We start from the raw sequence: 25,452 nt of genomic DNA on the forward strand, positions 1-25,452 counted from the left end.
TCTCCGGGAGGTCCGCGGGCTCCTCGGGCCGGAGGCGGCCGGCCCTACGATGGAGACTATGCTTTCCGCCTCCCGTGCCCTCCTCGCCTGCCCGCTGTGCCGGGGAGGCTTCCTTCCCGGGGCGGCCGACGGCGGCGGCCTGGTCTGCGACGCCGGGCATTCATTCGACGCCGCCAAACAGGGCTACATCAACCTCCTGACCGGCAAGGGCACCGTGTTCGAATCGGACTCGGCTGACATGGTGGCGGCCCGGCACGACTTCCTGTCCGCCGGCCACTACCGGCCGCTGGCCGACGCCCTCGCGGAGTTCGCCGCGGCGGCGCTGACGGGCGCCGGAGGCGGGGCGGCGGGGGAAGCCAGCACCGCTGAAGACGCCTCGGAAGCCGGACCGGCCATCCTGGACGCCGGCACCGGCACCGGTCACTACCTCCGCGCCGTCCTGGACCGGGTTCCCGCCGCCGCCGTCGGGCTGGATATCTCGAAGTTCGCCCTGCGCCGCGCGGCCCGGCTGAATCCTGGCGCGGCGAACCTCGTCGCCGATATCTGGCAGCCGCTGCCCGTCCGGGATGCCGCCGTCGACGTGGTCATGGTGGTCTTCGCGCCGCGCAACGCCGCCGAATTCGCCCGCGTCCTGCGCCCCGGCGGGAGGCTGATCGTGGTGACCCCGCGCCCAGGACACCTAACGGAGGTCGCAGGCACCACGGGCATGCTGGGCATCGAACCGGCCAAGGAGGAACGGCTGGCGGCGGGTCTGGCCGGGCATTTCACGGCGTTGCCCGGACGCGAGGTGGACATCGCCCTGGACCTCACGCCCGACGACGTCGTGAAGCTCGCCCTGATGGGCCCCGCCGGGCATCACCTGGACCGGGCATCCCTCGAGGAGACCCGGGCCCGCCTGGCCTCCCGCACCGCGGTGACGGCCCGGTTCCGGATCAGCGTCTTCACGCCGCTGTAGAGAGAGCGGCGGCCAGAACCGCGCCCCGCCGGCGGGTAACGACTTCACTACGTTCCCGGCTACTGCCGGACCGGAACCCCACCTGGCACCGCATCCCGCCTAGGATGGAAAGACTTTACGGGGCCGCGTCTGCGGCACCGTACCAAGAAAACATCCAGGGGGAAACGATGTTTGAATGGCTGGCCGACAACTGGTGGGCGCTGTGGCTCACGGTGTTCCTGGTGTTCGCCGTGGTGGAAATGCTGACGCTCGACCTGTTCTTCATCATGCTCGGCGGCGGCGCACTCGCGGGCCTGGCGGCCTCCCTCGGCGGAGCGGACCTCTGGCTGCAGATCGTCATCTTCAGCGTCGTGTCCCTCCTGATGGTCGGCTTTGTCCGCCCCATCGCCCTGAAGCACCTGCGCAGCAGTCCCGCGGACCAGCGCAGCAACATCGAACGCCTGATCGGCGAGCCGGCCGTCGTCCTGGAGCAGGTCAGCTCAGCCGGCGGCCTGGTCAAGATCGGCGGCGACGTCTGGACCGCCCGGCTGGACTCCGGCGTCCTCGAACCGGGCCAGACCGCCACCGTCAGCGCCATCGACGGCGCCACCGCCGTCGTCGTCCCGCGTGGAGGCGCTGAAGTCCTGGACCGGACACTGGACCCGGGCGCCCCCGACTCCGGCGCCTAGGCCCGCAAGCACACAACGTGAGATCCCGCGGCGGACCCGCCGCACAGCAAAACCACATATTTGGGGAAAAGGTGATGTATGGATATCGCAGTCGCAGTAGTACTGCTGGTACTCGTGGCGTTCGTGATAATCGTGTTGGTCAGGTCGGTGCGGATCATCCCGCAGGCCCGGGCCGGCGTGGTGGAACGGCTCGGTAAGTACCAGCGGACGCTGAACCCCGGGCTGACCATCCTGATCCCCTTCGTTGACCGGCTCCTGCCGCTGCTGGACCTACGCGAACAGGTGGTCTCCTTCCCGCCGCAGCCGGTGATTACCGAGGACAACCTGGTGGTCTCCATCGACACCGTGGTCTACTTCCAGGTCACCGACGCCCGCGCCGCCACCTACGAGATTGCCAACTACATCCAGGCCGTGGAACAGCTCACCACCACCACGCTGCGCAACGTGGTGGGTGGCCTGAACCTGGAGGAGGCACTGACCTCCCGCGACCAGATCAACGGCCAGCTCCGCGGCGTGCTGGACGAGGCCACCGGCCGGTGGGGAATCCGGGTGTCCCGGGTGGAGCTCAAGGCCATCGATCCGCCCCACTCCATCCAGGACTCGATGGAGAAGCAGATGCGCGCCGAGCGTGACCGCCGCGCCGCGATCCTGACCGCCGAGGGCACGAAGCAATCCGCGATCCTCACCGCCGAGGGCCAGCGGCAGTCCTCCATCCTCAAGGCCGAGGGCGACGCCCAGGCGGCGATCCTGCGGGCCGACGGCGAGGCCCAGGCCATCCAGAAGGTCTTTGAGGCGATCCACCAGGGCAACCCGGACCAGAAGCTGCTGGCCTACCAGTACCTGCAGACGCTGCCCAAGCTGGCCGAGGGCAGCTCGAACAAGCTCTGGATCATCCCCAGCGAGGTGGGCGAGGCCCTCAAGGGCATCGGCGGCGCCCTGGGCGGCCTCTCCCCCGAACCTCCGGCCGGTGCGCCGGCTGCGGGTGGGGCACCGACGACGCCGGCAGTCCCGGCAGCTACGTCGTCGACGGGCACTGCAGCGGGCGCCGCGGAGCACTGACCGCACTCCCTGCGAAATCTTGGGAGCGCCGGGCCGGCAGCGGCCCGGCGTTCTCTTTGCCGCTTTGCCTTTACCGCGCCCCCTTTGCCGGACGGGCCCCGGCCGAGTATAGTGGAGTATTTGTCCGGCCGGTTCACCCTGCTGGAACAAATAGGCTTCGCTGAGCGTTATATCCGGTGGCAGAACACCGCGGCACAACGGCAGGTCCTCCGACCGGCCGCGCCGCCTGCAACGGGTTCACCGGAGAACGCAATGCACACAGTAGTCCGGCGGGTTCAGTCCACGGACTAGCGCAGGGTTCCGGCCCTGCGAACCGATCATGAGGGAGAAAAAATGAGCGATCGCAGCCTGCGGGGTATGCGCCTGGGCGCACAGAGCATGGAGACCGAATCCGGCGTCGAGCCCGCTCCGCGCCAGCGGGTCGAATACCGTTGCGCGGACGGCGAGCAGGTATTCGTCACCTTCTCCTCCGAGGCCGAGATTCCCCCTGTGTGGGTTTCCAAGACCGGTAAGGAAGCGCTCCTGGTTGACGGCGAGCGTCCGGTCAACGGCAACGAAAAGGCTGTCCGCACGCACTGGGACATGCTGCTGGAACGCCGCTCCCTGCCGGAGCTGGAGCAGATCCTCGAGGACCGGCTCACCATCCTGCGCGAACGCCGCGGGGAACGCCGCTCCGCCTAGGTCATGAGACAAAGAAAGCCGGGCCGGAACCCCTCAGGGGTTCCGGCCCGGCTTTTTCTTTGGCTGCTTTGCCTGCGCCGTTGTGCCGGTCGGCCCCTGGCTACTTGCGGCCGAGCTTGTGGCTCAGGGTGTTCCAGCGGGCGGTCAGGCCCCACTTGGTGACGTTGATCATGGCTTCCACCACGATGTTGCCGCTCATCTTGGAGGCGCCCAGCTCACGCTCGACGAAGGTGATGGGGCGTTCGACGATGGTCAGGCCCAACCGGGCGACGCGCCAGGCCAGGTCCACCTGGAAGCCGTAGCCCACCGAATCGACCGAATCCAGGTTCAGCTTCTCCAGGGTGCTGCGGCGGAACGCGCGGAAGCCGCCGGTGACGTCCTTGATGTTGACGCCGAGCATGATTCGGGCGTAGGTGCTGCCGACGCGGGAAATCGCCTGGCGGTACAGCGGCCAGTTGACCACGCTGCCGCCGGGAACCCAGCGGGAACCCATCGCCAGGTCGGCGCCCTGCTCCACGGCCTCGATCAGCTGCGGGAGCTGCTCGGGCTTGTGCGAACCGTCGGCGTCCATCTCCACGAGGATGTCGTAGCCGGCGTCGAGGCCCCACTTGAAGCCCGCGATGTAGGCGGCACCCAGGCCGGCCTTGCCCGCCCGGTGCAGCACGTGGACCTGGCTGTCCTCAGCCGCCATCCGGTCGGCCAGCGCGCCGGTGCCGTCGGGGCTGTTGTCATCGACCACCAGCACATCGGAGGCGGGCACGGCGGTGCGCAGGCGTCCAAGGGTCTTGGGCAACGATTCCAGCTCGTTGTAAGTCGGGATGATCGTGAGGACACGCACAGCGGGGCCTTTCCTTGGAGGGAGCGGTCGGCAGGCCGGAATGGTCGGCGGGAGCCGACGACGGGCACAGCTTCCCATTATAGACAGGGAGTCCGGGCGCCGGCGGGCCGTTCGGGCCGCGCCGGCGGCGGGTCAGCGGCCCAGCGAACCGCTCGCGTAGAGTTCGACGCCGTCGCGGACGGTCTGCAGGCAGACCGGGTCGCTGCCGGTGTCCAGCGCCGGGAGCAGCGGAGTGCGGGCGCGCGGATCGGTGCTCCAGGACTGCACCCGGCCGTCGGCCACCTGAACCATGAGTTCCTCGACCTCCCAGACCGCGAAGCTGGCCGGGGCGCCGGGGACCAGCTGGCCCGCCATCGGGTTCCGGTAGCGGGCCGCGCGCCAGCCGGCGCGGGTGTGTCCCAGGAACGCTGCCCGCGCGGAGATGCGTTCGCCCTCGTCGTGGTGTTCCAGGCAGGCCCGGACGCTGGACCAGGGGCTCAGCGGGGTGACGGGGCTGTCGCTGCCGAAACACACCGGCACGCCGGCGGAGTAGAAGGACCCGAAGGGGTTCATGCCCAGCTGCCGGCCGCCGAGGCGCCGCGCGTAGAGGCTGTCCGGGCCGCCCCACAGGGCGTCGAAGACCGGCTGGGCGCTGACCGTCACCGAGTACTTGGCCAGGCGGCCGATCGCGGCGGCGTCGGCCAATTCGACGTGTTCCAGGCGATGGCCGGCGGCGCGCACGCGCTGCTCGCCCACCTCGGACGCCGCCTGGTCCAGCGCCTCAAGGGCGGCGTCCAGGCCCGCGTCGCCGATCACGTGGAAGCCGGCCTGCAGGCCCAGCAGCGAGCACGCAGCGATGTGGGCGGCGGCCTCCTCGACCGAGAGATACCGCGTGCCCCGCTCCCCCGGTGCGTCCGCGTAGTCCTCGCGCAGGGCTGCCGTCCGGGAGCCGATCGAGCCGTCCATGTTGAGGTCACCGGCCAGGCCGAGGACGGAGACGCCCAGGTCCGCCAGGATGGACCTGGCCTCGGCCTCCGAGCCTGCCAGCTGGCCCCAATACGGCAGCACCTCGGGCATGGCGGGGCCGGGACGGCCGGCGTCGTTCCAGCCTGCGGCGATCCGCAGGTCCTCGACGCCGCCGATATGCGGGGCGCCCATCTCGGCCAGCGCCACATAACCGTTGGCGGCTGCCCGGGCCAGCGCCGCCTGCTGGTAGCCGCGCAGCGCGGCGGCCGGGAGATCCCGGGCGGCGCGGCGGGCGGCCGTGTGCGCGGCCCGCTTGACCTGGCCGTCGGCGCCGAAGCCGTCGAGTCCGGACAGCCCGGCGGCGGTGGCCAGGGACGCGGACACCAGCGCGGAGTGGACATCAACCCGGGACAGGTAGACCGGGCGGCCGCCGGCGGCGCGCTCGAGCTCCTCCCGGCCGGGCAGGGTCGGATCGGACCACAGGGACTCGTCCCAGCCGTGGCCCAGGATCGTCCCGCCGTCGGTCCCGGCTCCCGTGCTGCTGCCGGATGCCGCGGCAGCGTGGCGGGCGACCGCATCGAGCAGCTCGGCGCCGGAGCGCACCTGGCCCAGCTGCAAGGATTCGAGCGCGATGCCGGTCTCGGTCAGGTGCACGTGGGAATCGACGAAGCCCGGGGCCAGCAGCGCGCCCTGCAGGTCGACGATGGTCATCGAGTCGTCCGCGATGGAGGTGGCGGCCTGCTCGGACCCCACCCACGCCACCGTGTCCCCGTCCACCAGCATCGCCGTCGCGAAGGGATCGGCCGCGGTGTAGACCGAGCCGTTGCGGTACAGCGTGACCTTACGCTCGGTGGTGGCGGGCCGGGACTCGGAGGGTGAAGCGGTCATGGACAACGAACTCCTTACTGCGGGCCGCCGGGCACTCCGGCGGCGTGACTGCGGTGGGCGGCCGAAACCGCCGTGAATCTGGTGAGGGCCAGGGAGCTGGCCGGGGTCAGGCGACGGCCGAGTAAGCGACGACGCCGCGCTTAATCAGGCTGATCGCGTCGGAGCAGAGCCGCGAGACCCGGGGCTCCAGCCCGGGGATCTTGGCCAGCTGGTCCAGCATGTCGATGATCTGCTTGACCCAGCGGACGAAGTCGCCGGCGGCCAGGTCGGTGCCGCTGAGCACCTCCTGAAGGTGCCGGCCCTTGGCCCACTTGAAGACCGGCCAGACCAGCCCCAGCTCCGGTTCCCCGGTCAGGGGCAGCTTGTTCGCCTCCTCGACGTCCTCCAGCGCGGACCATTCCCGGACCACAATGTCGACCGCGGACTCCAGGGAAACGCTCGGCATCTTGGGCCGCAGGCCCCGCTCCTCGCGTTTCGCCTGGTAAACCAGCACGCTGGCGAGGGCCGCGATCTCGGCGGCATCCAGGTCACTGAACGCTCCGAGGCGCAGCGACTGGGAAATCAGCAGGTCCTTCTCGCCGTAGATCCGGCGCAGCCGCTGCCCGTCAGGGCTGATCGAGACCGTTCCGGACTCCCCTGTTTCCAGGTAGCCGTAGGCGGAGAGGACGCCGCAGACCCGGTCGAAGGTCTTGGCTATGGTGTTGGTCCGGCCCTGGATCTGGCGGACCAGGCCGTCGGTCTCCTGCCGGAGCTTCCACCAGCGCTCGGACCAGCGGGCGTGGTCCTCGCGTTCGCTGCAGCCGTGGCAGGGGTGGGCACGCAGTTCCCGCCGCAGCTCGGTGATCTTCCGCTCCAGGTTGGGCGCCGCGGCGGCGCGGCCGAAGTCCTCGTTGCGGTTCGGCGGCGCCGGCGGCCTGTTTTCCCGCAGCGCGTTGTGCACGGAGGAGGCCAGGTCCCGGCGGGACTTGGGCACCTTGGCGTTGAACGACTTCGGGATCCGCACCCGGGTCAGGGGGCTGATGGGGCCCTCGAGATCGTGCAGGCCGATCCGGCGCAGCTGGTGCTCCATGGTCATGATGGCCGGCCGCGGTTCGCGCGACTGGTGGTCGGAGCTGAGGACGACGGCGAGACCGGGCGTGCGGCCGGAGGGCACGTCGACGACGTCGCCGGGCAGCAGCCGGCTCAGGGAGTCCTCGGTGACCGACTTGCGGGCCCGCGAGGAGTTCTGCGACGCCGACTTTTCCGCCTCGGAGAGGGCCCGGCGGATCCGGGTGTATTCCGTGAAGTCGCCCAGGTGGCACGTCATGGCCTTGTGGAAGCCGGCCAGCGACTCCTCCCGGCTGCGGACCTGCTTGGCCAGGCCCACCACGGACCGGTCGGCCTGGAACTGCGCGAACGAGGATTCGAGGATCTCGCGTGCCCGGGCCCTGCCGAACTGGGCCACGAGGTTGATCGACATGTTGTAGGTGGGCCGGAAGCTGGAGTTGAGCGGGTAGGTGCGGCGGGAGGCGAGGCCGGCGACGGCGGCGGGGTCGGTGCCCGGCTGCCAGAGCACGACCGCGTGGCCCTCGACGTCGATGCCGCGGCGTCCGGCACGGCCGGTGAGCTGGGTGTACTCCCCCGCCGTGATGTTCACGTGCGCCTCGCCGTTGAACTTGTCGAGCTTCTCCAGCACGACGCAGCGGGCGGGCATGTTCACGCCCAGGGCCAGGGTCTCGGTGGCGAACACGGCCTTGACCAGACCGTCGACGAAGAGCTTCTCCACTACCTCCTTGAAGGTGGGCAGCATGCCGGCGTGGTGGGCGGCCAAGCCGCGGAGCAGCCCGTCCCGCCAGCTCCAGAAGCCCAGGACGTCCAGGTCGTCGGAGGGGATGTCCTGGGCGGCCTCGTCCACGCGGCTGGCGATGACGGCCTGTTCCTTCTCCGTGGTGAGCCAGAGCCCGGCGGAGACGCACTGAGCCACCGCGGCGTCGCAGCCGGCCCGGGAAAAGATGAAGGTGATGGCCGGGAGCAGGTCCATCCGGTCCAGGCTTGCGATTACCTGCGGGCGGCTGGCCTTCCGGACCGGGCTGCGCTGCGCGGACTGGGGCGCCTCATCCCGCTGGTTCCGGTGCCGGCGCTGGCTGCGGCCGCCGTGGCCGAACCGTCCGCGGAAGTTCATCTGGCTCTCGGCCTTGGCCATCGAGAGCAGTTCCGGGTTGACCTCGAAGCCGGCCTTTTCGGTGATGGCCCGGCGCTTGGCGGGCGCCGCGGGGCGGCTGCCGCCGTCGTCGGTCGTGCCACCCTCGAGGGTGCCGGCAACGGTGACCCCGTCGCCCGCGGCGACGTCGTCCGCATCAGACGGTCCGGCGGCGGCGACCTCGTCGAAGGTGGTGTCCCCGGCGAAGAGGTCCACGATCTTCCGGCCCACCATGACGTGCTGCCAGAGCGGGACGGGCCGGTGTTCGGAGACGATGACGTCGGTCTGGCCGCGGACGGTGTCCAGCCAGGCGCCGAATTCCTCGGCGTTGGAGACGGTGGCGCTGAGCGAGGCCACCTGGACCTCGCTGGGGAGGTGGATGATGACCTCCTCCCAGACCGCGCCGCGGAACCGGTCGGCGAGGTAGTGCACCTCGTCCATCACCACGAAGCCCAGGTCGTCCAGGGTCTCGGAGCCGGCGTAGAGCATGTTGCGCAGCACCTCGGTGGTCATCACCACTACGGGGGCCTCGCCGTTGATGCTGGTGTCACCGGTCAGCAGGCCCACATTCTGGGCGCCGTACTTGCCGGCCAGCTCGGTGTATTTTTGGTTGCTGAGGGCCTTGATGGGCGTGGTGTAGAACGCCTTCAGGCCGCGCTGCAGGGCCAGGTAGATGGCGAATTCGCCGACGATGGTCTTCCCGGCGCCGGTGGGCGCAGCCACCAACACTCCGCGGCCGGCCTGCAGGGACAGGCAGGCCTCGCGCTGGAACGGGTCAAGGTCAAAGGCGAGCGAACGGGTGAAACCACCCAGGTAGGTCCTGGCCTCGGCGGCCCGTTCGACGCTGGCCCGGTAGCGCTCGGAGGGCGACTCGGGCTCAGGGTTCAACGACATGCTTCCAGCCTAATGCGCTCCGGCCTAGAGATTCTCCAGTTCGGAGCTGGGGGTGGCGCGGTCTGCCGTGGCCTCGGTCTCGGCGTCGATCTTCGCCGCCTTCTTCTCGCGGCGCCGGTCGTTGAGCAGGCACAACCCGATCGCGGTGAAGAACAGCACCAGCATGGGCACGGCCAGGTAGAACATGCTGGTCGCGTCCGCGCCGGGGGCGGCCATCGCCGCGAACAGGCAGACCAGGAAGACCGTGATCCGCCAGCTCTTGAGCAGCTGGCGGCCCTTGACCAGTCCGGCCAGGTTGAGTCCAAACAGCACCACCGGCAGCAGGAACGCGATGCCGAAGGCGAGCAGCAGACGCAGCACGAAGGACAGGTAGACCTGGGCGCTGATGAAGTTGGAGCCGCCGGAGGGGGTGAACTCGGTGAGAACCCGGACCGCGTTCGGCAGCACCAGCCAGGCCAGCAGCACGCCGCCGACGAAGAGCGGGACGGCCGCGGCCACGAAGGAGAGCGCCAGGCGGCGTTCCTTCTTGTGCAGCCCGGGCACGATGAAGGCCCAGAGCTGGTAGATCCAGACCGGGCTGGCCACCAGCAGGCCGAGGAACACGGAGACCTGGATCATCAGGTCGAAGGAGCTGGCGACGCCGTCGAAGTTCAGCGACGCCTGCCGGCCCTCGTGCTCGTTGAGGTCCCGGATCGGTTTGATCAGGGCCGCGAGGATGGGCTGGTAAACCAGGAAGCCGACGACCGTGCCCAGCACAACGGCGATCGCCGACTTAAAGAGCCGGTTGCGCAGCTCTTTGAAGTGATCGATCAGGGCCATCCGGCCCTCGGGGTTCGACCGTCGGTTCATGGTCACTGCCATGTGGTTCTAGGCGCGCGTGGACGGGGGAACGTCGGTTCCGCCGCCGGGGTGGCCTTCGGGGCCTGCGGTCCGGGGGTGGTTGACCACGCGGCCCTCGACGGCGTCCGGGTCAACCTCGGCCTCGGGCTTGCCGTCCTTTTTCATTTCGCGGACCTCGGACTTGAAAATCCGCATCGACTGACCCAGGCTGCGGGCCATCCCCGGCAGCTTCGGCGCTGCGAACAGCACCAGTGCCAGGACGATGATGATGATGAGATGCCAGCCTTCAAGCCTCATGCTGGGTGGTCCTTTCGTTTAGGTACATCCTAATGACTAACGGATATCGAGGTCCCGCAGTGCCTGCGGCTGGCCACGTTCCGTTTTTCGCCGGATCCGGCGAATGCGCCGGGCTTCCTGCCGTGCCGCTTTGGATGCATGGTAATTCTGACGCATCAGCGCGGGAGCGGCAAAAACCGCCGCGCCCGGAGCCGTCATAGGACCCGGGGTGCCGCCTTCTGCCGCGCCGCCGTCCGAGCCTAGGCCGTCCACATGAACAACGGCTGAACCGGGAGTGGACGGCGCCGCCCCGAAGGCCGCGAGCCGGTCCCCCGCCTCACCGAGATCCTTGAGGGTGGCCATGAACTGCCGGAACAACCGCACGCCGAGCACGCCGATGAAGAGCAGCGACAACGCAATCAGCGCCGTCCAGAGCAGGATCCAGGACCACCAAGGCATGCTGTTCAGTCTAGCCGCGCTGCCGCCGCTGGTGCGCCGGCGCCGGCGGGTTTCCGGCCGCGCCGTACGATTCCAGCGCAGCATCCAGCCAGCGGGCGACGTCGGCGGCGAGCCCCGCGGGGGCCACCACGCGGGCGTCGCCGCCGTGGCGGGCCATCAGCATCGGCACCCAGTCGGTGCTGCCGAAGCGCACCTCGGCCAGGAGGTTGCCCCCGGGCAGCGGGGCGGTGCGTTCGGCGTAGTACTCGTCCGCCAGGCCAGCGCCGCGCGGGGTCAATTCGAGGACCACAACGGCGTCGTCGTCGTTCGGGGTGAAGAGCTTTACCGGGAAACCGTCGGCGGGCGCTCCGGCGGCGCTCACCGGCCTGCCGTTGGGGCGAAGGTCCTGGATCCGGTCGAGGCGGAAGTTCCGGACCGCCTCTGCCGAGTGGCAGTACGCCTCGAGGTACCAGGTGCTGTCCAGGGAGTAGAGGCGCAGCGGGTCGATGTCGCGTTCGGAGACGGCGTCGCGTTGCGGGGCGAGGTACTGCAGGTGCAGCTGGGAGCCGGAGCGGATGGCCTCCCGTGCGGTCTCCAGCGCCGCCGAGTCCTGCGGGGTGACCTCGGGACCGGAGAGGGCGGCGGCCTTGAGGCCCTCCTCGCCGGCGGCGGACATCAGCTTGAGGGTCACGGACTCCAGGGCTCCGCCCTCCGCGATGCCGGGCAGGCCGTTGAGCGCCTCCATGCCGGTGAGCAGCGCGCAGGCCTCATCGACGGTGAAGCGGACGGGCCGGGTGAGGTCCAGGTCCTGGATGATGAAGACGTGGTCGTCATCCCAGCGGATGTCCAGCAGGTCGTCTGGGTAACCCTCCGGGAGGCCGGAGCAGATCAGGATTTGGAGGTCCTCCTCGAGCACCTTCCGGGTGACACCGAAGCGGTCGGCCACCTCGCTGATGTGCAGTCCCTGGTTGTGCACCAGGAACGGGATCAGCTGGAGCATGCGCTTGAGCTGATCCTCGGAGGTGCGTTTCCGGGTGCGCTTCACTGCCTGGGGTCCGGCGGGGGCGAAGTCGACGGCGGGCGCCGGAGCGGCCGCGAACTGCGCCGCGGCATCCAGCCGGCGCAGCACCGCGTCCCGCAGCTGGGCCGGGCCGGCGACGACGGCCTTCGCCCCGTACGCGGCGAGTTCGGCGGCCAACGTCTCCTCGTCCCGGTACGGCAACAGCAGCCGGTCGTAGCCCCCGCGGGGGCCAGCGCCGCCGTCGTCCGCTCCCCCAGTAGCGTCCACTGTGTCTGGGTCCGCTGCGTGCCGCCGCAGCCCCGGCAGGGCGCCCGCGGCGACGTCGACGGCGGCGTGCCGGACGGGCAGCTCGGGCAGGGCCGCGAGCTGGTCGCGGACGTTGAACGCCGGCGGCGGGGTGAAGGTTTCCTGTTCCAGGACCGTGACGGCGGAGGTAAATCGGGAGAGCCGGAAGAACCGCTTGTCCTTGCGGCCACGGTCGTAGCCGATCAGGTACCACTGGCCGAAGCGGCTGCCAAGGCCCCAGGGTTCCACGGTGCGCTGTTCCTCGCGGCCGGTGCTGCCCGCGCGGTAGGCGAACGCCACCGGGTGCTGGGCGTGGACGGCGGTGACCAGGTCCTCGAAGCCCTGCCCGGCGGGGCGGATCCGGGGCTGGACGCCGGCGGGGAGCTCGGCGTCGGCCAGGCCGCCGGCGGCCTGGAGCTTGCGGACGGCGTTGCGGGCGGCGGAGCCCAGCGCTGCCTGCTCCCACAGCTGGGCCGCCAGCATGAGGACCGTGGATTCCTCCGGGGTGAGGCTCACGTCCGGCAGCCGGTTGGATTCCTTGCCGATCCGGTAGCGGGTGGTGGCCGGGTCGTCAGAGCCCCAGCCCTTGTCCATGACGGTCTCCACCTCGAAGCCGAAGCGGCGGAGTTCGTCCTTGTCCCGTTCGAACATCCGCCCGAAGGCGGCCTCGGAGCTGGTGGTGTCGTGGTAGACCTTGCGGCGCAGCTCTCCGCGGCGCAGGCCGTAGGTGGTGTTCAGCAGCGCGATCAGCAGGTTCAGGAGACGTTCGGTACGTGAGGCGGACACCCCGCAAGGCTACTAAAGTTCCGCGGCGTTAAACGGCGGAAGCGCGGCACCCGGGGAAGTCGTTTCCTCCTGGGTGCCGCGCCGCCGCGGAAGGTGCCGGGCTTAGGGGCCCGGCGGGGGTGGTACGCCCTTAGCGGACGGCCACGAGGTCGACCACGAAGATCAGGGCCTCGTTGGGGCCGATCGCTCCGCCGGCGCCACGGGAGCCGTAGGCCAGTTCGGAGGGGATCTCGAGCCGGCGGCGGCCGCCGACCTTCATGCCCAGGAGGCCCTGGTCCCAGCCCTGGATGACCTGGCCGACGCCGACCCGGAAGTCCAGCGGTGCGCCGCGGCCCCAGGAGGCGTCGAATTCTTCACCGGTGGACCAGGCCACGCCCACGTAGTGGGTGGACACGGTGTCGCCGGCCTTGGCCTCGGCGCCGTCGCCCTCGATCAGGTCCTTGATGACCAGCTCGGTGGGGACATCGCCTTCCGGGAAGTCGATCTCGGGCTTCTGGCGGTCGAGGTTGCGCTGTCCAAATGACATGTGTGCTCCTTCGGGGGTGCTTGGGTGTGGTGCGGTTCTTCAGCGAGGTTCGTTTTGCGGGGATTACTTCTTGGACTTGATTTCGACTACGAAGACGAGAGGACCGGCTGGCTTCCCTTGTGCTGCCGCGTCAGCGCCGTATGCGAGATCGCTAGGAATTGTAAGGAGGACCTTGGAGCCGACTTTTTGATCCGTCAGTCCCATCGTCCAACCTTTGATAACCCCGGTGAGCGGGAAGGTCGCTGGCTGATTTTTTCCGAAGGTCGACTCAAACTCTTTGCCATCTTCCCAACGCCAGCCAGTGTAGTTGGCCTCAATGGTGTCAGTAGCTGCCACCTTCTCGCCTGAGCCTTCGGAAAGAACTTTCACGGAAAGCCCGGACGGCGCGTCCGTTTTAGGAATGCTTGCGGAGGGGATGCCCTTGTCATCGAAAGTGATCTTTGGCAGCTTTCCGGCCTTATCGAGCTGTTCCGTTTCGTCTTGGCTCAGCGGCTTCGGTGCTTCCTTCACACCCATGATCCTGGCTATGTACAACTGCGCAGGCTGCGCTGCTGTACCTTCCGTAGCCGGCTGTCCAGGGGCGACCAAAGCAATCTGGGAACCGACCTTTGCGCCAACGAAGACGCCGTACATGACAGGGTTACCCGATTTGAGAGCGTCGCTCAGCTCCAGCTGTTCCGGGTCCTTACCGAAATTGTCGCCAAGTGCTTTTCCGTCCGTGGCATTGAATCCGGCTACAGATACCGTCGCAATCTGGTTTGCGCTGAGTTTTTCGCCTGAGCCCTCTGTGATTACTTTGGCGGTGAATTCCTTGACCTCCAGCGGCTTGGCGAAGTCGACGCCGGGGGCCTTCTTGTCGCCGTTGTCGGTCAGTTTCAGCGAGTCCAGCTTCGCGGTCTCGCCGGCGGACTGGCTGGTGGGCTCCGGGGCCGCCTTGTCGCCGCCACCGCAGGCGGTGAGCAGCAGCAGTCCGGGAAGAAGAATTGCTAATAGTCGGCGCACGTAAGAACTTTCGTCGGGGCAGGATGGACGCCATGCCGGGCTCATGCCGGCGGCAAGGCAGGCGGTTGCCGGGAAACGGCACCTTCTCCAGAGTAACGCGGAAAGCTGGGTATCAGCCCATAGAGTCCAGCAGGGCATCCACCCGGTCGTCCACGCTGCGGAACGGATCCTTGCAGAGGATGGTCTGGTGGGCGCGGTCGTTGAGCTTGAGGTGGACCCAGTCGACCGTGTAGTCCCGGCCCAGTTCCTGGGCCCGGCGGACGAAGTCGCCGCGGAGCTTCGCGCGGGTGGTCTGCGGCGGGGCGTCGACGGCGTCCTTGACCGCGGTGTCGTCCACCAGTCGCCGGGCCGCGCCGCGCGACTGGAGCAGGTAGAACAGCCCGCGGCTGCAGGAAATGTCATGGTAGGTCAGGTCCAGCTGCGCGATCCTGGGGGCATCCAGTTCCAGGCCGTGCCGGGTCCGGTAGCTGTCCATCAGCTTCTTCTTGATGGCCCAGTCCACCTCTGTGTCGATGGCGCTGGTGTCCCCGCTCTCGATCGCGTCCAGCGTCCGCTCCCAGAGGTCCAGGATCAGCGGGACGTGGGCGTTGTGCGCGCCCTTGTCCGCCACGAACTCGGTGACCTTGTTCAGGTATTCGCGCTGGATCTCCAGGGCGGTGAGCTGCCGGCCGTTGGCCAGGCGGACCAGGGCCCGGCCGGTCAGGTCATGGGAGATCTCGCGGATGCTCCGGATCGGGTTCTCCATCCGCATGTCGCGCATGATTACCCCGGCCTCGATCATCCGCAGGATCAGGTCCACCGTGCCGACCTTGAGGAGCGTGGTGGTCTCGGACATGTTCGAGTCGCCCACGATCACGTGCAGCCGCCGGTAGAACTCGGCGTCGGCGTGCGGCTCATCCCGGGTGTTGATGATCGGCCGGGACCTGGTGGTGGCCGAAGAGACGCCCTCCCAGATGTGGTCCGCGCGCTGGGAGAACGCGTAGGTGGCGCCGTGCGGGGTCTTCAGGATCTTGCCGGCGCCCGCAATCAGCTGGCGGGTGACCAGGAACGGGATCAGGATCTCGGCCAGCCGGGAGAACTCGCCGCGGCGCGGGATGAGGTAATTTTCGTGGCTGCCGTAGGAGTTTCCGGCCGAGTCGGTGTTGTTCTTGAACAGGTAGACGGTGCCGTTGAAACCCTCGGCGGCGAGGCGCTCCTGCGCCTCGGCCACGAGGTCATCCAGGATCAGCTCGCCGGCGCGGTCGTGGGCGATCAGCTGCACCAGGTCATCGCATTCGGCGGTGGCGTACTCCGGGTGGGATCCAACGTCCAGGTATAGCCGTGAGCCGTTGGTGAGGAACACATTGGAGGAGCGTCCCCAGCTGACCACCTTGCGGAACAGGTAGCGGGCCACTTCCTCCGGGGCGAGCGGCCGGGACTCCGGGCTCGAATAGGAGATCCCGAATTCGGTTTCGATGCCGAAAATTCTCTTGTCCATGTCAGTTTCCCTCCGCCAGCAGCGCGGCAAGTTCGGCGTCGTCGAGCCGGCGGAAGGCCCGCCGGGTGCCGCGCGCGGTTTCCGAGCCGCGGTCCAGGACGGCCACCTCGACGGCGGAGACCGGCAGGGCAGCCGCGTCCCGGTCCGCCACGAGGCCGGCCAGCGCGAGCCGGATGGCCCCGCCGAAGTCGAGGTCCCCGCGCCAGCCGTCGGCCACGGCCTCGGAAACCTTGTCGGCCTGTCCGCCCATCACGATGAATCCCTGTTCGTCGGCGATCGAACCGTCGAAGGTAAGCCTGTAGAGGTGGTCCGCCTCCGGGGCGGGTCCCACCTCGGCGACGGCCAGCTCCACCTCGAAAGGCTTCTGCTCCGCGGTGAACACGGCCCCCAGGCTCTGGGCGTAGACACTGGCCAGGCCGCGCGCGGTGACGTCCTCACGGTCGTAGGAGTAGCCGCGGACGTCGGCGTAGCGCACCCCCGCCTGCCGGAGGCTCTCGAACTCGTTGTACTTGCCGACCGCGGCGAAGGCGATCTTGTCGTAGATCTCGCCGATCTTGTGCAGCGACGGGGAGGGGTTCTCCGCCACCAGGGCGATGCCGTCCCGGCAGCTGACCACCACCACGGACCGGCCCCGGGAAATACCCTTCCGGGCGAAGTCGGCCCGGTCCTTCATGAGTTGTTCCGGGGAGACGTAGAACTGCTGGGTCATCTCAGGCCTCCCTCTGTGCGGCCGTGCGGGCGTCGATGATGCCGCCGGCCACGGCGGCCAGCTGCGCTTCGGGGACCCGGACCGCGCCGGCCCGGTCGACGGTGTAGACCACGGGCCAAAGCTGCCGTACGGGGTCGGGCCCGCCGGTGGCGGAGTCGTCGTCGGCGGCGTCGTAGAGGGCCTCGACGGCCACCTGGACGGCATCGGCGCCGCTGAGCCCCGGCCGCCACAGTTTCTTCAGCGCGCCGCGGGCGAAGACGGAGCCGGAGCCGACAGCGTGGTGCTCCTGCTCCTCGTAGCGGCCGCCGGTCACGTCGTAGGAGAACAGCCGGCCGATGCCCGCCGTGCGGTCGAAGCCGGCGAACAGCGGGACCACGGCCAGGCCCTGCATGGCCATCGGGAGGTTGCCGCGGACCATGGCGCCGAGGCGGTTGGCCTTGCCGTCCAGGCTCAGCTGCGTGCCCTCGATCTTCTCGTAGTGTTCGAGCTCGACCTGGAAGAGACGGGTGATGTCGATGGCGATGCCGGCGGTCCCGGCGATGCCCAGCACCGAGTAGTGGTCGGCCGGGAAAACCTTTTCGATGTGCCGGCTGGCGATCATGTTGCCCATCGTTGCGCGCCGGTCCCCCGCCATCAGGACTCCCCCGGCGTAGGTCAGGGCGACGATCGTGGTGGCGTGTGGCACGCCGGCCAGGGCCGAGCCGTTGCCGGGAAGGTGGCCGGCGGTCAGTCCCGCCGGGGCGCCGGACCCCGCAGAGAGTGCGTTGTAGGGCAGCAGTTCGGGCCGCGAGCGTTGCAGGTGCTCGGCGAATGAGGACGACGCCCCCGCCATCACCTGGTCGGCTGAATTGTCCAGCATTGGTGCACTCCCTCCACGTAGTGAATCAATGGCTGCCGCGGCCCGTCCGCGGCCCGGGGCTGGCTACTGGCCGCCCTTTTGCACGAATGCGCGGACGAACTCCTCGGCATTGGATTCCAGGACGCCGTCGATTTCGTCTAGCAGGTCATCCACGCCCTGGGTCGCCTCAGATGCCTGGGCCTCGGGCGCGGCGGGCGGCGGGGCGACGTCCTCCTCGACCTCGGTGTCGCGGGACTGCGGCTGCATCTGCTCCTGGCCTGCCATGATCTTCTCCTTCGCTGTCCGTCCCGCTCGGCGCGGGACTTCCTGTAAGCCATATTGCCACGCTGCCGGACCCTGCGGGGGCTTTGGCGTCAGGAGGCCGGCGCCTGGCCCAGCAGCTCGGCCAGGAACGCCCCGGCGTCCTGGTGCCGGTCGAACAAAGCGCCGGTCAGGGCCTCGGTTCCGCGCAGCGGTTCGCGGGTGGGGACGCGCTGCAGCTTGCCCCGGCCGGGGAGGTCGAAGATCACCGAATCCCAGCTGGCACCGACCAGGTCGTGCCCGAAACGGCTGACGCAGCGGCCTCGGAAAAAGGCCCGGGTGTCCGGCGGCGGCTCGCCGACGGCGCGCTGGATCTCCGCCTCCGTGGCAACCCGTTGCATCCGGCCGCGGGCGAGGAGCCGGTGGTAGAGGCCCTTCTCGGGGCGGATGTCCGCCCACTGCAGGTCCACCAGGCCCAGCCGGGCATCGGACCAGTCCAGCCCGTCCCGCTGCCGGTAGCCCTCCAACAGGGACAGCTTGGCCAGCCATTCCACGGAGGACGCGGCCGCCGCCCGGTCGCCGTCGAGCGCGGTCAGCGTCGCCGCCCACCGGTCCAGCAGCGCGCGGGTGTGCCCGTCGCCGTCGTCGGCGTCGCCCACCCCGGTCTCCTGGGCGAGCTTGGACGCGGCCTCGTGGTACGTCCACTGGATGTCCAGGGCGGTGACGCGGCGGCCGTCCTTGAGCCGAAGCGTGGCGGTCAGGGCCGTGTCGTGGCTGACGGACTGCAGCGCCGCCACCGGGTCGTGGACCTCGATCCGGGGGGCCAGGCCCGCTTCGATCAGGCTGAGGACCGCCGCGGTGGTGCCGAACTTGAGGTAGTTGGCGGCTTCGCTGAGGTTGGCGTCGCCGATGATGACGTGCAGCCGGCGGTACTTGTCCGCCGTGGCGTGCGGTTCGTCGCGGGTGTTGATGATCGGCCGGCGGATGGTGGTTTCCAGCCCCACCTCGGTCTCGAAGAAGTCGGCGCGCTGACTGATCTGGTAGCCGGCGCGGGAGCTGTCCTGGCCGAGACCCACGCGGCCGGCACCGCACATGACCTGTCGGGTGATGAAGAACGGCGTCAGCCCGCGGACGATGTCGCCGAACGGCACGGAGCGCGGCATCAGGTAGTTTTCGTGTGAACCGTAGGAGACGGACTTGTTGTCCGTGTTGTTCTTGTAGAGGTTGATCGGCGGCAGTTCCGGGTCGGCCGCCAGCCGGCGCACGGCGGCGAGGGCCACCAGGTCACCGGCGGCGTCCCAGACGACGGCGTCGTGCGGGTTGGTGACCTCGGGGCTGGAATACTCCGGGTGGGCATGGTCGACGTAAAGCCGGGCCCCGTTGCCCAGGACCATGTTCATCAGCAGCGAGCCGGACTCGTCCTCGCCGTCGCGCTCCAGCTCGCCGCGGCCGTAGGCCAGCGCCACCGACTCGGCGTCCAGCACCGGCGGCCGGTCGGTCAGCTGCTCAGGGTCCGCCGCGGCCCGCTCCACCGTCCAGCCGCGGGCGTCGTGCAGCGGCTCCTCGTCGGTGTAGTCCCAGCGGGTTTCCGCTCCGCCGGCGGCCCGCTGGCGGGTGACCTGGGCGTATGCCTGGATCACCCGGGCGGACATCATGGTGGCGTTCGCGCCCGGCGCGGACGGGGCGTGGATCCCGTATTCGGTTTCTGATCCCATCACCCGCATCACGCCGCCGGCGGGCAGGGCGCCGGTTCCGGCGGCGGGGCCAGCCGTCACAGGTACTGGCCTGTGGTGGGCATCGTCTCGATTGTCTTGCCGGGTTCCTGTCCGGCCTTGCCTTGGACGATGGTGCGGATGTACGTGATGCGTTCGCCCTTCTTGCCGGAGATCCGGGCCCAGTCATCCGGGTTGGTGGTGTTGGGCATGTCCTCGTGCTCGCGGAATTCGTCCACCACGGCGTGCAGCAGGTGGTCGATCCGCAGGCCCTTCTGGCCGGTGGTGAGCAGGTCCTTGATGGCGGACTTCTTGGCCCGGTCCACCACGTTCTGGACGACGGCGCCGGAGTTGAAGTCCTTGAAGTAGAGCATCTCGGTGTCGCCGTTGGCGTAGGTGACCTCGAGGTATTCGTTGGACTTTTCGGTGGAGTACATCGCCTCGACGGTGCGCTGGATCATGGCGTCCACGGTGGCTTGGACGTCGCCGTGGTGCTCGGCGATGTCGGACTCGTGGAACGGCAGGTCCGTGGTGATGTATTTGTTGAAGATGTCCGCGGCGGCCTCGGCGTCGGGCCGCTGGATCTTCACCTTGACGTCCAGCCGGCCGGGGCGCAGGATGGCCGGGTCGATCATGTCCTCGCGGTTCGATGCGCCGATCACGATCACGTTGTCCAGGCGCTCCACGCCGTCGATCTCGCTCAGCAGCTGCGGCACGATCGTGGTTTCGACGTCGGAGGAGATGCCGGTGCCGCGGGTGCGGAAGAGCGAATCCATCTCATCGAAGAAGACGACGACGGGGCTGCCGTCGGAGGCCTTCTCCCGGGCGCGGGCAAAGATGAGCCGGATGTGCCGTTCGGTCTCGCCGACGTACTTGTCCAGCAGCTCCGGGCCCTTGATGTTCAGGAAGTAGCTCTTCATGTCGCTCTTGCCGGCGCGTTCCGCGGCGCGTGCGGCCAGGGAGTTGGCCACTGCCTTGGCGATCAGGGTCTTGCCGCAGCCGGGAGGGCCATAGAGCAGGATGCCCTTGGGGGCCTTGAGCCCGTGCTCGCGGTACAGGTCCGGGTGCAGGAACGGCAGTTCGACGGCGTCGCGGATCTGCTCGATCTGCGGGCCCAGGCCGCCGATGTCCTGGTAGGTGATGTCCGGGACTTCCTCGAGGACCAGGTTCTCCACCTCGGACCGCGGAATCTTCTCCAGGGCGTAGCCGGTGCGGGTGTCGACCGAGAGCGCGTCGCCCACACGGAGTTTCCGGGTCAGCAGCGAGCCGGAGAGCCGGACGACGCGTTCCTCGTCGGCACGGCCCACCACCAGGGCGCGGTCTGAGCCGAGCAGCTCCTTCAGGGTGACCAGCTCGCCGGCGCGTTCGTAGCCGAGGCCGGCCACCACCAGCAGCGCCTCGTTGAGGAGCACCTCCTGGCCGACCGCCAGCTGGCTGATGTTGACCAGCGGGCTGATTCCCACGCGCATCTTGCGGCCGGCATTGAAGATGTCCACCGATTCCTCGGTGGTGGCTTGGCCGCCGCCGTTGGGAACGTGCCGTTTCGGGTTCAGCTGCAGGATGGTGCCAAAGCTGTAGGGCGGCTGGCCCTCCTGGTCGAGGGCGTTCTTCAGCCGAAGGATCTCGGCCTTGGCCGTCTCCAGCATCCCCACGAGCTTGGCGTTGTTCTGCGTGGCGGCGGCAAGCTGCCGGTCGATGTGGCGCAGCTTGTCGCGCAGGATGTTGATTTGCCGCTCGGCAACGGTGGCCTCGGCGGCGGTGCGTGCCGCGTCCCCGGTGTTCCCCTGCTGCCCTGCGGCGGCGGGGAACTGCTCATCGGGCGTGCGGCCCTGGTCGGTGTTCGGAGTCTCCATCGTGCATCAGCCCCTTCAGTACAGCTATTAAGACCATAACGCGAAGAGGGCCGACGCCGGGGAAGACTTCCGAAATACGGACTAGTTCGTGACCTCGGGGCCGTCCACCACGTTGGTGCCGGCGATCGCGTCGCGGGCCGCGCGCCGCAGCTTCTTATCCGACACGGCCCGCTCCCCCACGGCGCCGGGCGTCCAGGCGTTGACGTCTTCGGCGTCGAACTCGGTCTTGGACGGGCGGCGCTTGACGGAGATGCCGGTGACGCCGTCGGCGAGGCGGCGGGTGACCAGCAGGAAGCCGGTGTGGGCCACCATGCGGTGGTCCGGGCGGACGGCCAGGCCCTCAAGGTGCCAGCCGCGGACCATGGATTCCCAGGCATCGGGTTCGGTGAAGCGGCCGTCGGCGCGGATGGCCTCGGCGGTGCGGGACAGCTGCGTCACGGTGGCGACGTAGTTGATCCAGACGCCGCCGGGCGCCAGGACTGTGGCGACGGCGTCGAGGCATTCCCAGGGCGCCAGCATGTCCAGCACCACGCGGTCCACGGAGCCGGGTTCCTCGGTCTTGACGACCTGTTCCTGGAAGTCGCCCAGGGTGATCTGCCAGGCCGGGTGCGGGCCGCCGAAGATGGTTTCGACGTTGCCGCGGGCGATGTCGGCGAACTCCTCGCGCCGCTCAAAGGAGTGCAGGTAGCCGTTGTCGCCCACCGCGCGGAGCAGCGAGATGGACAGGGCACCGGAGCCGACGCCGGCCTCGACGACGCGGGCGCCGGGGAAGATATCGGCCATGGTGACGATCTGGGCGGCGTCCTTGGGGTAGACGACCGCCGCGCCACGCGGCATGGAGAGGACGAAGTCCGAAAGCAGCGGCCGGAGGGTCTGGTACTGCTGGCCGACGTTGTTGACCACCACCGAGCCGTCCGGCTTGCCAATGATCTCGTCGTGGTTGAGGAAGCCGCGGTGGGTGTGGAACGCGCCGCCGGTCTCCAGGCTGATCGTGTTCATCCGGCCGCGTTCGTCCGTCAGCTGCACCCGCTCGCCCACCCGGAACGGGCCGCGGCGGCGGTTGGCACCGGCCGGGGTCAGCGGGGGGACGTCCCCGTGAGGGGTGGCGTTGGCGGCGGTGTCGCTGCTCATGGGAAGTTCCTCGCTCCTGTGACGCTGGGTGGCCGCAGATTCGGCGGCGGCCCGTGGGTTGGCCGGAGATTCACGGCCGGCAGGTAACTCTACCGGTTTCCGGCCCGCTTGGGGTTTCGGGTGGTCCGGTGACAGTCAGCCGCGCTGTTTGCCGGTGAGGGTGTTGAGGACGGTCAGCTGGCGCAGCAGGCCGGTGACGCGCCCGGCGTCGTCGATCACCGCGTAGTCCGAGCCCTCCAGTTGCGCGAGGTACGTCAGGAGTTCCGCGCCCCGGTCCGTTCCCTTGACGTAGGCGCCGGCCGTGAGCGGGTAGGCGACCGCCGCCGCCGGCGTCGTGTCGGCGAGACCGGCGGGTACCTGCGCGGCGGAAGCGGGGTCGACGACGGCGGAGGGACGCCCGTCGGGGCCGTAGAGGACGACGGCGGGGCTGCCGGCGGGCGAGAACCGCAGCACCTCGGCGACGCTGGCGGCGGCGGGTATGCCGATGGCCGGTTCGGCCAGTGCGGCGGCTGCCACGAGCGGGAGCCGGCTACGGTACCGGGCCTGCTGGATCGAGGCGGTGGCGCCGAGCCAGAGGAAGCTCCCCACCAAGAGCGTGATCAACAGCAGGGAGGTGTCCGGCCGGTTGCCGCTGAGCAGGGGAAGCGCCACAAACCAGATGACCAGGGCGGCCACGATGATCCGGCCCGCCCAACCCGCGGCGATGGTGCCCTTCTCGTGGCTGCCGGTGGCCTTCCACACGGCGGATTCCACCAGGCGGCCACCGTCGAGCGGAAGGCCGGGCAGCACGTTGAAAATGCCGATCAGGAGGTTGGCCCACACGAAGATGTTCGCCAGGGTGTCCGCGACGCCCGTCAGTTGGCCGCCGGAGACCACCAGCCAGCCGGCGCCGGCCAGGACCAGGTTCGCGACGGGGCCGGCCATGGCCACCAGCACGGACTTCCCGGGCGAGGCCGTGAACTCCTCGAACTGGGTGTGGCCGCCCCACAGGTTAAGGACGATCTTGCTGGTGGGCCAGCGGTACATCCGGGCGGTCAGGGCGTGGGCCAGTTCATGGACCAGCACCGAGATGAGCAGCAGCACGGCGTAGGCGAACGCCACGAGGTAGGCGGTGGCGCCGAGCCGGGGATTGTTGTGCGCCAGCACCGGGCCGTAGGCGATCACGGTAAACGCGGCGATCGCGAACCACGAGTAGGCCAGGATGACGGGGATGCCGGCGATCCGGCCGAGCGGAATGCCGCCGCGCAGGGAGAACGGCTTGTCCTCGGCCGGTTTGTCGGTGCGCTCCCTGCCTGCCGGAGGCCCGGACGGTTCAGTCATTGCGGCCACCGCCGCTGAAGGCCGGAGCGGGTGCCGGGGTGGTTGCGTGGCGCAGGGTTACGAGTTCCTGGAGGTCCGCGACGGTGCGGCCGGCCAGGGTGTCCCAGGTGGCGCGGCGGGGATCTTCCGGCAACGGAACGATGTGCGGAATGGCCACCGTGGTGACGCCGGAGGCGACCGCTGCGGCGACGCCCGGGGCGGAGTCTTCGAGGGCCACGCAGTGCTGCAGTCCCAGCTCCGGGTCGGCCTCCTGCAGCAGTTCCACGGCCTTGAGGTAGGCCTCTGGGTGGGGCTTGCCCTGGGTGACGGTGTCTCCGGTGACAAGGAACTCGAAGTAGGGCTTGGGCAGGCTGGCCACGATTTCACGCGCGAGCGGCGCCTCGGACATGGTCACGAGCGCGCAGCGGATGCCGGCGGTGTGCAGTTCGTCCAGTAGTTCGCGGGCTCCCGGGCGCCATGGCACCTCCTCGCGGACCAGGCTGACCACATGGCCGGTGAGGGTGTCGATGATCTCGCGGATTTCCAGCCGCACGCCCGCGTCCTGCAGCAGGCCGGCGGAGAACACCAGGGACTGGCCCACCAGCTGCATCGCCTTTTCTTGCGACCACTGGCCGCCGTGTTCCTCGACCAGCGCGTGCTCGGCGGCGATCCAGTACTGCTCGGTGTCCACGATGGTGCCATCCATGTCCCAGAGAGCGGCTTTGAGCAGGGGCGTGGAGGCTGGCGATCGCATGCCTTCCAGTCTACGGTGCAGTGCTTCAGCGCCGATTCAGCGCCGGTGTGCCGGCCGCACCCTGGCGCGGGCCGCTACGCCGAGGGCGAAGACGCCGGACTCAGGGGGCCGGCCTGACTGCATTCGTCCGGAACTTGGACGTAGGGTGAACTCATGAATAGCTTCGACTCGGACACCCCCGAAACGGACGCCCTGCCTGAGCCGGAACGGTTGCTGAAGCCCGTCCCGGAAGGCCAGCGGATCACGGTGATGCTGGCCGCGTTCGAGGGCTGGAACGACGCCGGCGAGGCCGCGAGCGACGCCCTGCGCTACCTGAACAAGCTCTGGGGCGGCAAAAAGGTCGGCACCATCGAGGCGGACGAGTACTACGACTTCCAGTTCACCCGCCCGGTCATCCGCCGGACCGCCTCCGGCGACCGCAAAATCAAGTGGCCTTCCACCCGGATCTTCAAGGCCAGCGTGCCGGGCTCGAACGTGGACGTCATCTTCGTCCAGGGCACCGAGCCGTCCTATAAGTGGCGTGCCTACACCGCCGAACTCCTGGTCCACGCCGAGGCGCTGAACGTCGACTACGTCATCCTGGTGGGGGCCCTGCTGGCGGACGTGCCGCACAGCCGCCCCATCCCGGTCAGCGCCTCGACCGACGACGCCGCCCTGCGGGAGCGGATGGACCTGGAGGCCTCGCAGTACGAGGGCCCGGTGGGGATTGTCGGCGTCCTGTCCGAGGTCGCGCTGCTGGCCGGGCTGCCCACCATCTCCCTCTGGGCCGCCGTGCCGCACTACGTGGCGCAGGCGCCCTCGCCGAAGGCCCAGCTGGCGCTGCTGCACCGGATCGAGGAACTGCTCCAGCTTCCGCTGGACACACAGGAGCTGGTGGAGGACGCGGACGCGTGGGAGCGCGGCGTGGACGAGCTGGCCACCGAAGATCCCGAGATCGCGGCCTACGTCCGGCAGCTCGAGGAGGCCAAGGACACAGCCGACCTGCCCGAGGCCAGCGGCGAGTCGATCGCCCGGGAGTTCGAGCGGTACCTGAAGCGCCGCGGCAAGGACAAGCCGTAGGCCTGATCACCTAGGCCCAGCTTAAACTGCAAAGCGCCGGCGACCCTGTCAGAGGGTCGCCGGCGCGTTTGTGTTGGT

23 protein-coding genes are annotated in these 25,452 nt (G+C 69.2%); 5 read left to right on the forward strand and 18 right to left on the reverse strand.

Annotation, left to right across the window (positions count from 1 at the left end; genetic code table 11):
* The first annotated feature begins 58 nt into the window (after positions 1-58).
* The 4 genes from AB0305_RS09105 to AB0305_RS09120 all read left to right on the forward strand — a co-directional run bounded on the left by AB0305_RS09105 (position 59) and on the right by AB0305_RS09120 (position 3,363).
* On the forward strand, positions 59-955 hold the full coding sequence (locus AB0305_RS09105; RefSeq protein ID WP_364135722.1) for a methyltransferase domain-containing protein: 897 nt from the start codon (positions 59-61) through the stop codon (positions 953-955).
* A gap of 167 nt (positions 956-1,122) precedes the next feature.
* The gene (locus tag AB0305_RS09110) at positions 1,123-1,623 is read left to right on the forward strand and encodes an NfeD family protein (RefSeq protein WP_364135724.1); all 501 of its coding nucleotides are present in this window, start codon (positions 1,123-1,125) and stop codon (positions 1,621-1,623) included.
* A gap of 78 nt (positions 1,624-1,701) precedes the next feature.
* Positions 1,702-2,682, forward strand: a complete 981-nt coding sequence (locus tag AB0305_RS09115; protein WP_290257830.1) for an SPFH domain-containing protein — start codon at positions 1,702-1,704, stop codon at positions 2,680-2,682.
* Positions 2,683-3,015: 333 nt separating this feature from the next.
* Positions 3,016-3,363, forward strand: coding sequence for an RNA polymerase-binding protein RbpA (locus AB0305_RS09120; protein WP_290257831.1), 348 nt, complete (start codon positions 3,016-3,018; stop codon positions 3,361-3,363).
* Between the two features lie 100 nt (positions 3,364-3,463).
* Here AB0305_RS09120 and AB0305_RS09125 read toward each other — a convergent pair whose 3' ends face one another.
* The 18 genes from AB0305_RS09125 to AB0305_RS09210 all read right to left on the reverse strand — a co-directional run bounded on the left by AB0305_RS09125 (position 3,464) and on the right by AB0305_RS09210 (position 24,315).
* Positions 3,464-4,201 carry a polyprenol monophosphomannose synthase gene (locus AB0305_RS09125; RefSeq protein ID WP_290257832.1) on the reverse strand — a complete coding sequence of 246 codons (738 nt, stop codon included), beginning with the start codon at positions 4,199-4,201 and terminating at the stop codon, positions 3,464-3,466.
* A gap of 132 nt (positions 4,202-4,333) precedes the next feature.
* The gene (locus tag AB0305_RS09130) at positions 4,334-6,034 is read right to left on the reverse strand and encodes an amidohydrolase family protein (protein ID WP_364135728.1); all 1,701 of its coding nucleotides are present in this window, start codon (positions 6,032-6,034) and stop codon (positions 4,334-4,336) included.
* 106 nt (positions 6,035-6,140) lie between these two features.
* The gene (locus AB0305_RS09135) at positions 6,141-9,107 is read right to left on the reverse strand and encodes a DEAD/DEAH box helicase (RefSeq protein WP_364135731.1); all 2,967 of its coding nucleotides are present in this window, start codon (positions 9,105-9,107) and stop codon (positions 6,141-6,143) included.
* A gap of 24 nt (positions 9,108-9,131) precedes the next feature.
* Positions 9,132-9,926, reverse strand: coding sequence for a twin-arginine translocase subunit TatC (tatC, locus tag AB0305_RS09140; RefSeq protein WP_364135829.1), 795 nt, complete (start codon positions 9,924-9,926; stop codon positions 9,132-9,134).
* Positions 9,927-9,974: 48 nt separating this feature from the next.
* Complete coding sequence (gene tatA / locus AB0305_RS09145; RefSeq protein ID WP_290257835.1) at positions 9,975-10,244, reverse strand: Sec-independent protein translocase subunit TatA; 270 nt, start codon at positions 10,242-10,244, stop codon at positions 9,975-9,977.
* 36 nt (positions 10,245-10,280) lie between these two features.
* Positions 10,281-10,682: a hypothetical protein gene (locus tag AB0305_RS09150; RefSeq protein WP_364135734.1), complete on the reverse strand. Its 402-nt coding sequence runs from the start codon at positions 10,680-10,682 to the stop codon at positions 10,281-10,283.
* Positions 10,683-10,692: 10 nt separating this feature from the next.
* On the reverse strand, positions 10,693-12,753 hold the full coding sequence (locus AB0305_RS09155; RefSeq protein WP_364135737.1) for a WYL domain-containing protein: 2,061 nt from the start codon (positions 12,751-12,753) through the stop codon (positions 10,693-10,695).
* A gap of 130 nt (positions 12,754-12,883) precedes the next feature.
* A complete protein-coding gene (locus AB0305_RS09160; protein WP_290257838.1) occupies positions 12,884-13,279 on the reverse strand; it encodes an FKBP-type peptidyl-prolyl cis-trans isomerase in 396 nt (131 codons plus the stop codon).
* 63 nt (positions 13,280-13,342) lie between these two features.
* Positions 13,343-14,326, reverse strand: coding sequence for an FKBP-type peptidyl-prolyl cis-trans isomerase (locus tag AB0305_RS09165; protein ID WP_366172446.1), 984 nt, complete (start codon positions 14,324-14,326; stop codon positions 13,343-13,345).
* Between the two features lie 67 nt (positions 14,327-14,393).
* Positions 14,394-15,758: a Pup--protein ligase gene (gene pafA / locus AB0305_RS09170; protein WP_364135743.1), complete on the reverse strand. Its 1,365-nt coding sequence runs from the start codon at positions 15,756-15,758 to the stop codon at positions 14,394-14,396.
* A 1-nt stretch (position 15,759) separates the two neighbouring features.
* Complete coding sequence (gene prcA, locus AB0305_RS09175) at positions 15,760-16,467, reverse strand: proteasome subunit alpha (RefSeq protein ID WP_364135746.1); 708 nt, start codon at positions 16,465-16,467, stop codon at positions 15,760-15,762.
* A 1-nt stretch (position 16,468) separates the two neighbouring features.
* Positions 16,469-17,326 (reverse strand): proteasome subunit beta, encoded by an 858-nt coding sequence (prcB, locus tag AB0305_RS09180; protein ID WP_290257842.1) that lies wholly within the window; start codon positions 17,324-17,326, stop codon positions 16,469-16,471.
* 63 nt (positions 17,327-17,389) lie between these two features.
* The gene (locus AB0305_RS09185; RefSeq protein ID WP_290257843.1) at positions 17,390-17,590 is read right to left on the reverse strand and encodes a ubiquitin-like protein Pup; all 201 of its coding nucleotides are present in this window, start codon (positions 17,588-17,590) and stop codon (positions 17,390-17,392) included.
* 89 nt (positions 17,591-17,679) lie between these two features.
* A complete protein-coding gene (gene dop, locus AB0305_RS09190; protein WP_364135831.1) occupies positions 17,680-19,290 on the reverse strand; it encodes a depupylase/deamidase Dop in 1,611 nt (536 codons plus the stop codon).
* A gap of 47 nt (positions 19,291-19,337) precedes the next feature.
* A complete protein-coding gene (gene arc, locus AB0305_RS09195) occupies positions 19,338-21,131 on the reverse strand; it encodes a proteasome ATPase (protein ID WP_364135750.1) in 1,794 nt (597 codons plus the stop codon).
* A gap of 81 nt (positions 21,132-21,212) precedes the next feature.
* Positions 21,213-22,262, reverse strand: coding sequence for a tRNA (adenine-N1)-methyltransferase (locus tag AB0305_RS09200; RefSeq protein ID WP_290257845.1), 1,050 nt, complete (start codon positions 22,260-22,262; stop codon positions 21,213-21,215).
* Between the two features lie 135 nt (positions 22,263-22,397).
* Positions 22,398-23,582 carry a site-2 protease family protein gene (locus AB0305_RS09205; RefSeq protein ID WP_364135754.1) on the reverse strand — a complete coding sequence of 395 codons (1,185 nt, stop codon included), beginning with the start codon at positions 23,580-23,582 and terminating at the stop codon, positions 22,398-22,400.
* Complete coding sequence (locus AB0305_RS09210) at positions 23,575-24,315, reverse strand: HAD family hydrolase (RefSeq protein WP_364135757.1); 741 nt, start codon at positions 24,313-24,315, stop codon at positions 23,575-23,577. Before AB0305_RS09210 ends, AB0305_RS09205 begins: the two co-directional genes overlap by 8 nt.
* Before the next feature lie 153 nt (positions 24,316-24,468).
* Here AB0305_RS09210 and AB0305_RS09215 point away from each other — a divergent pair, with 153 nt between their 5' ends.
* Entirely contained in the window at positions 24,469-25,374 is a 906-nt protein-coding gene (locus tag AB0305_RS09215; RefSeq protein WP_364135760.1) for a PAC2 family protein, read from the forward strand.
* Positions 25,375-25,452 lie beyond the last annotated feature (78 nt).

This window comes from Arthrobacter sp. NPDC080086 (assembly GCF_040702285.1).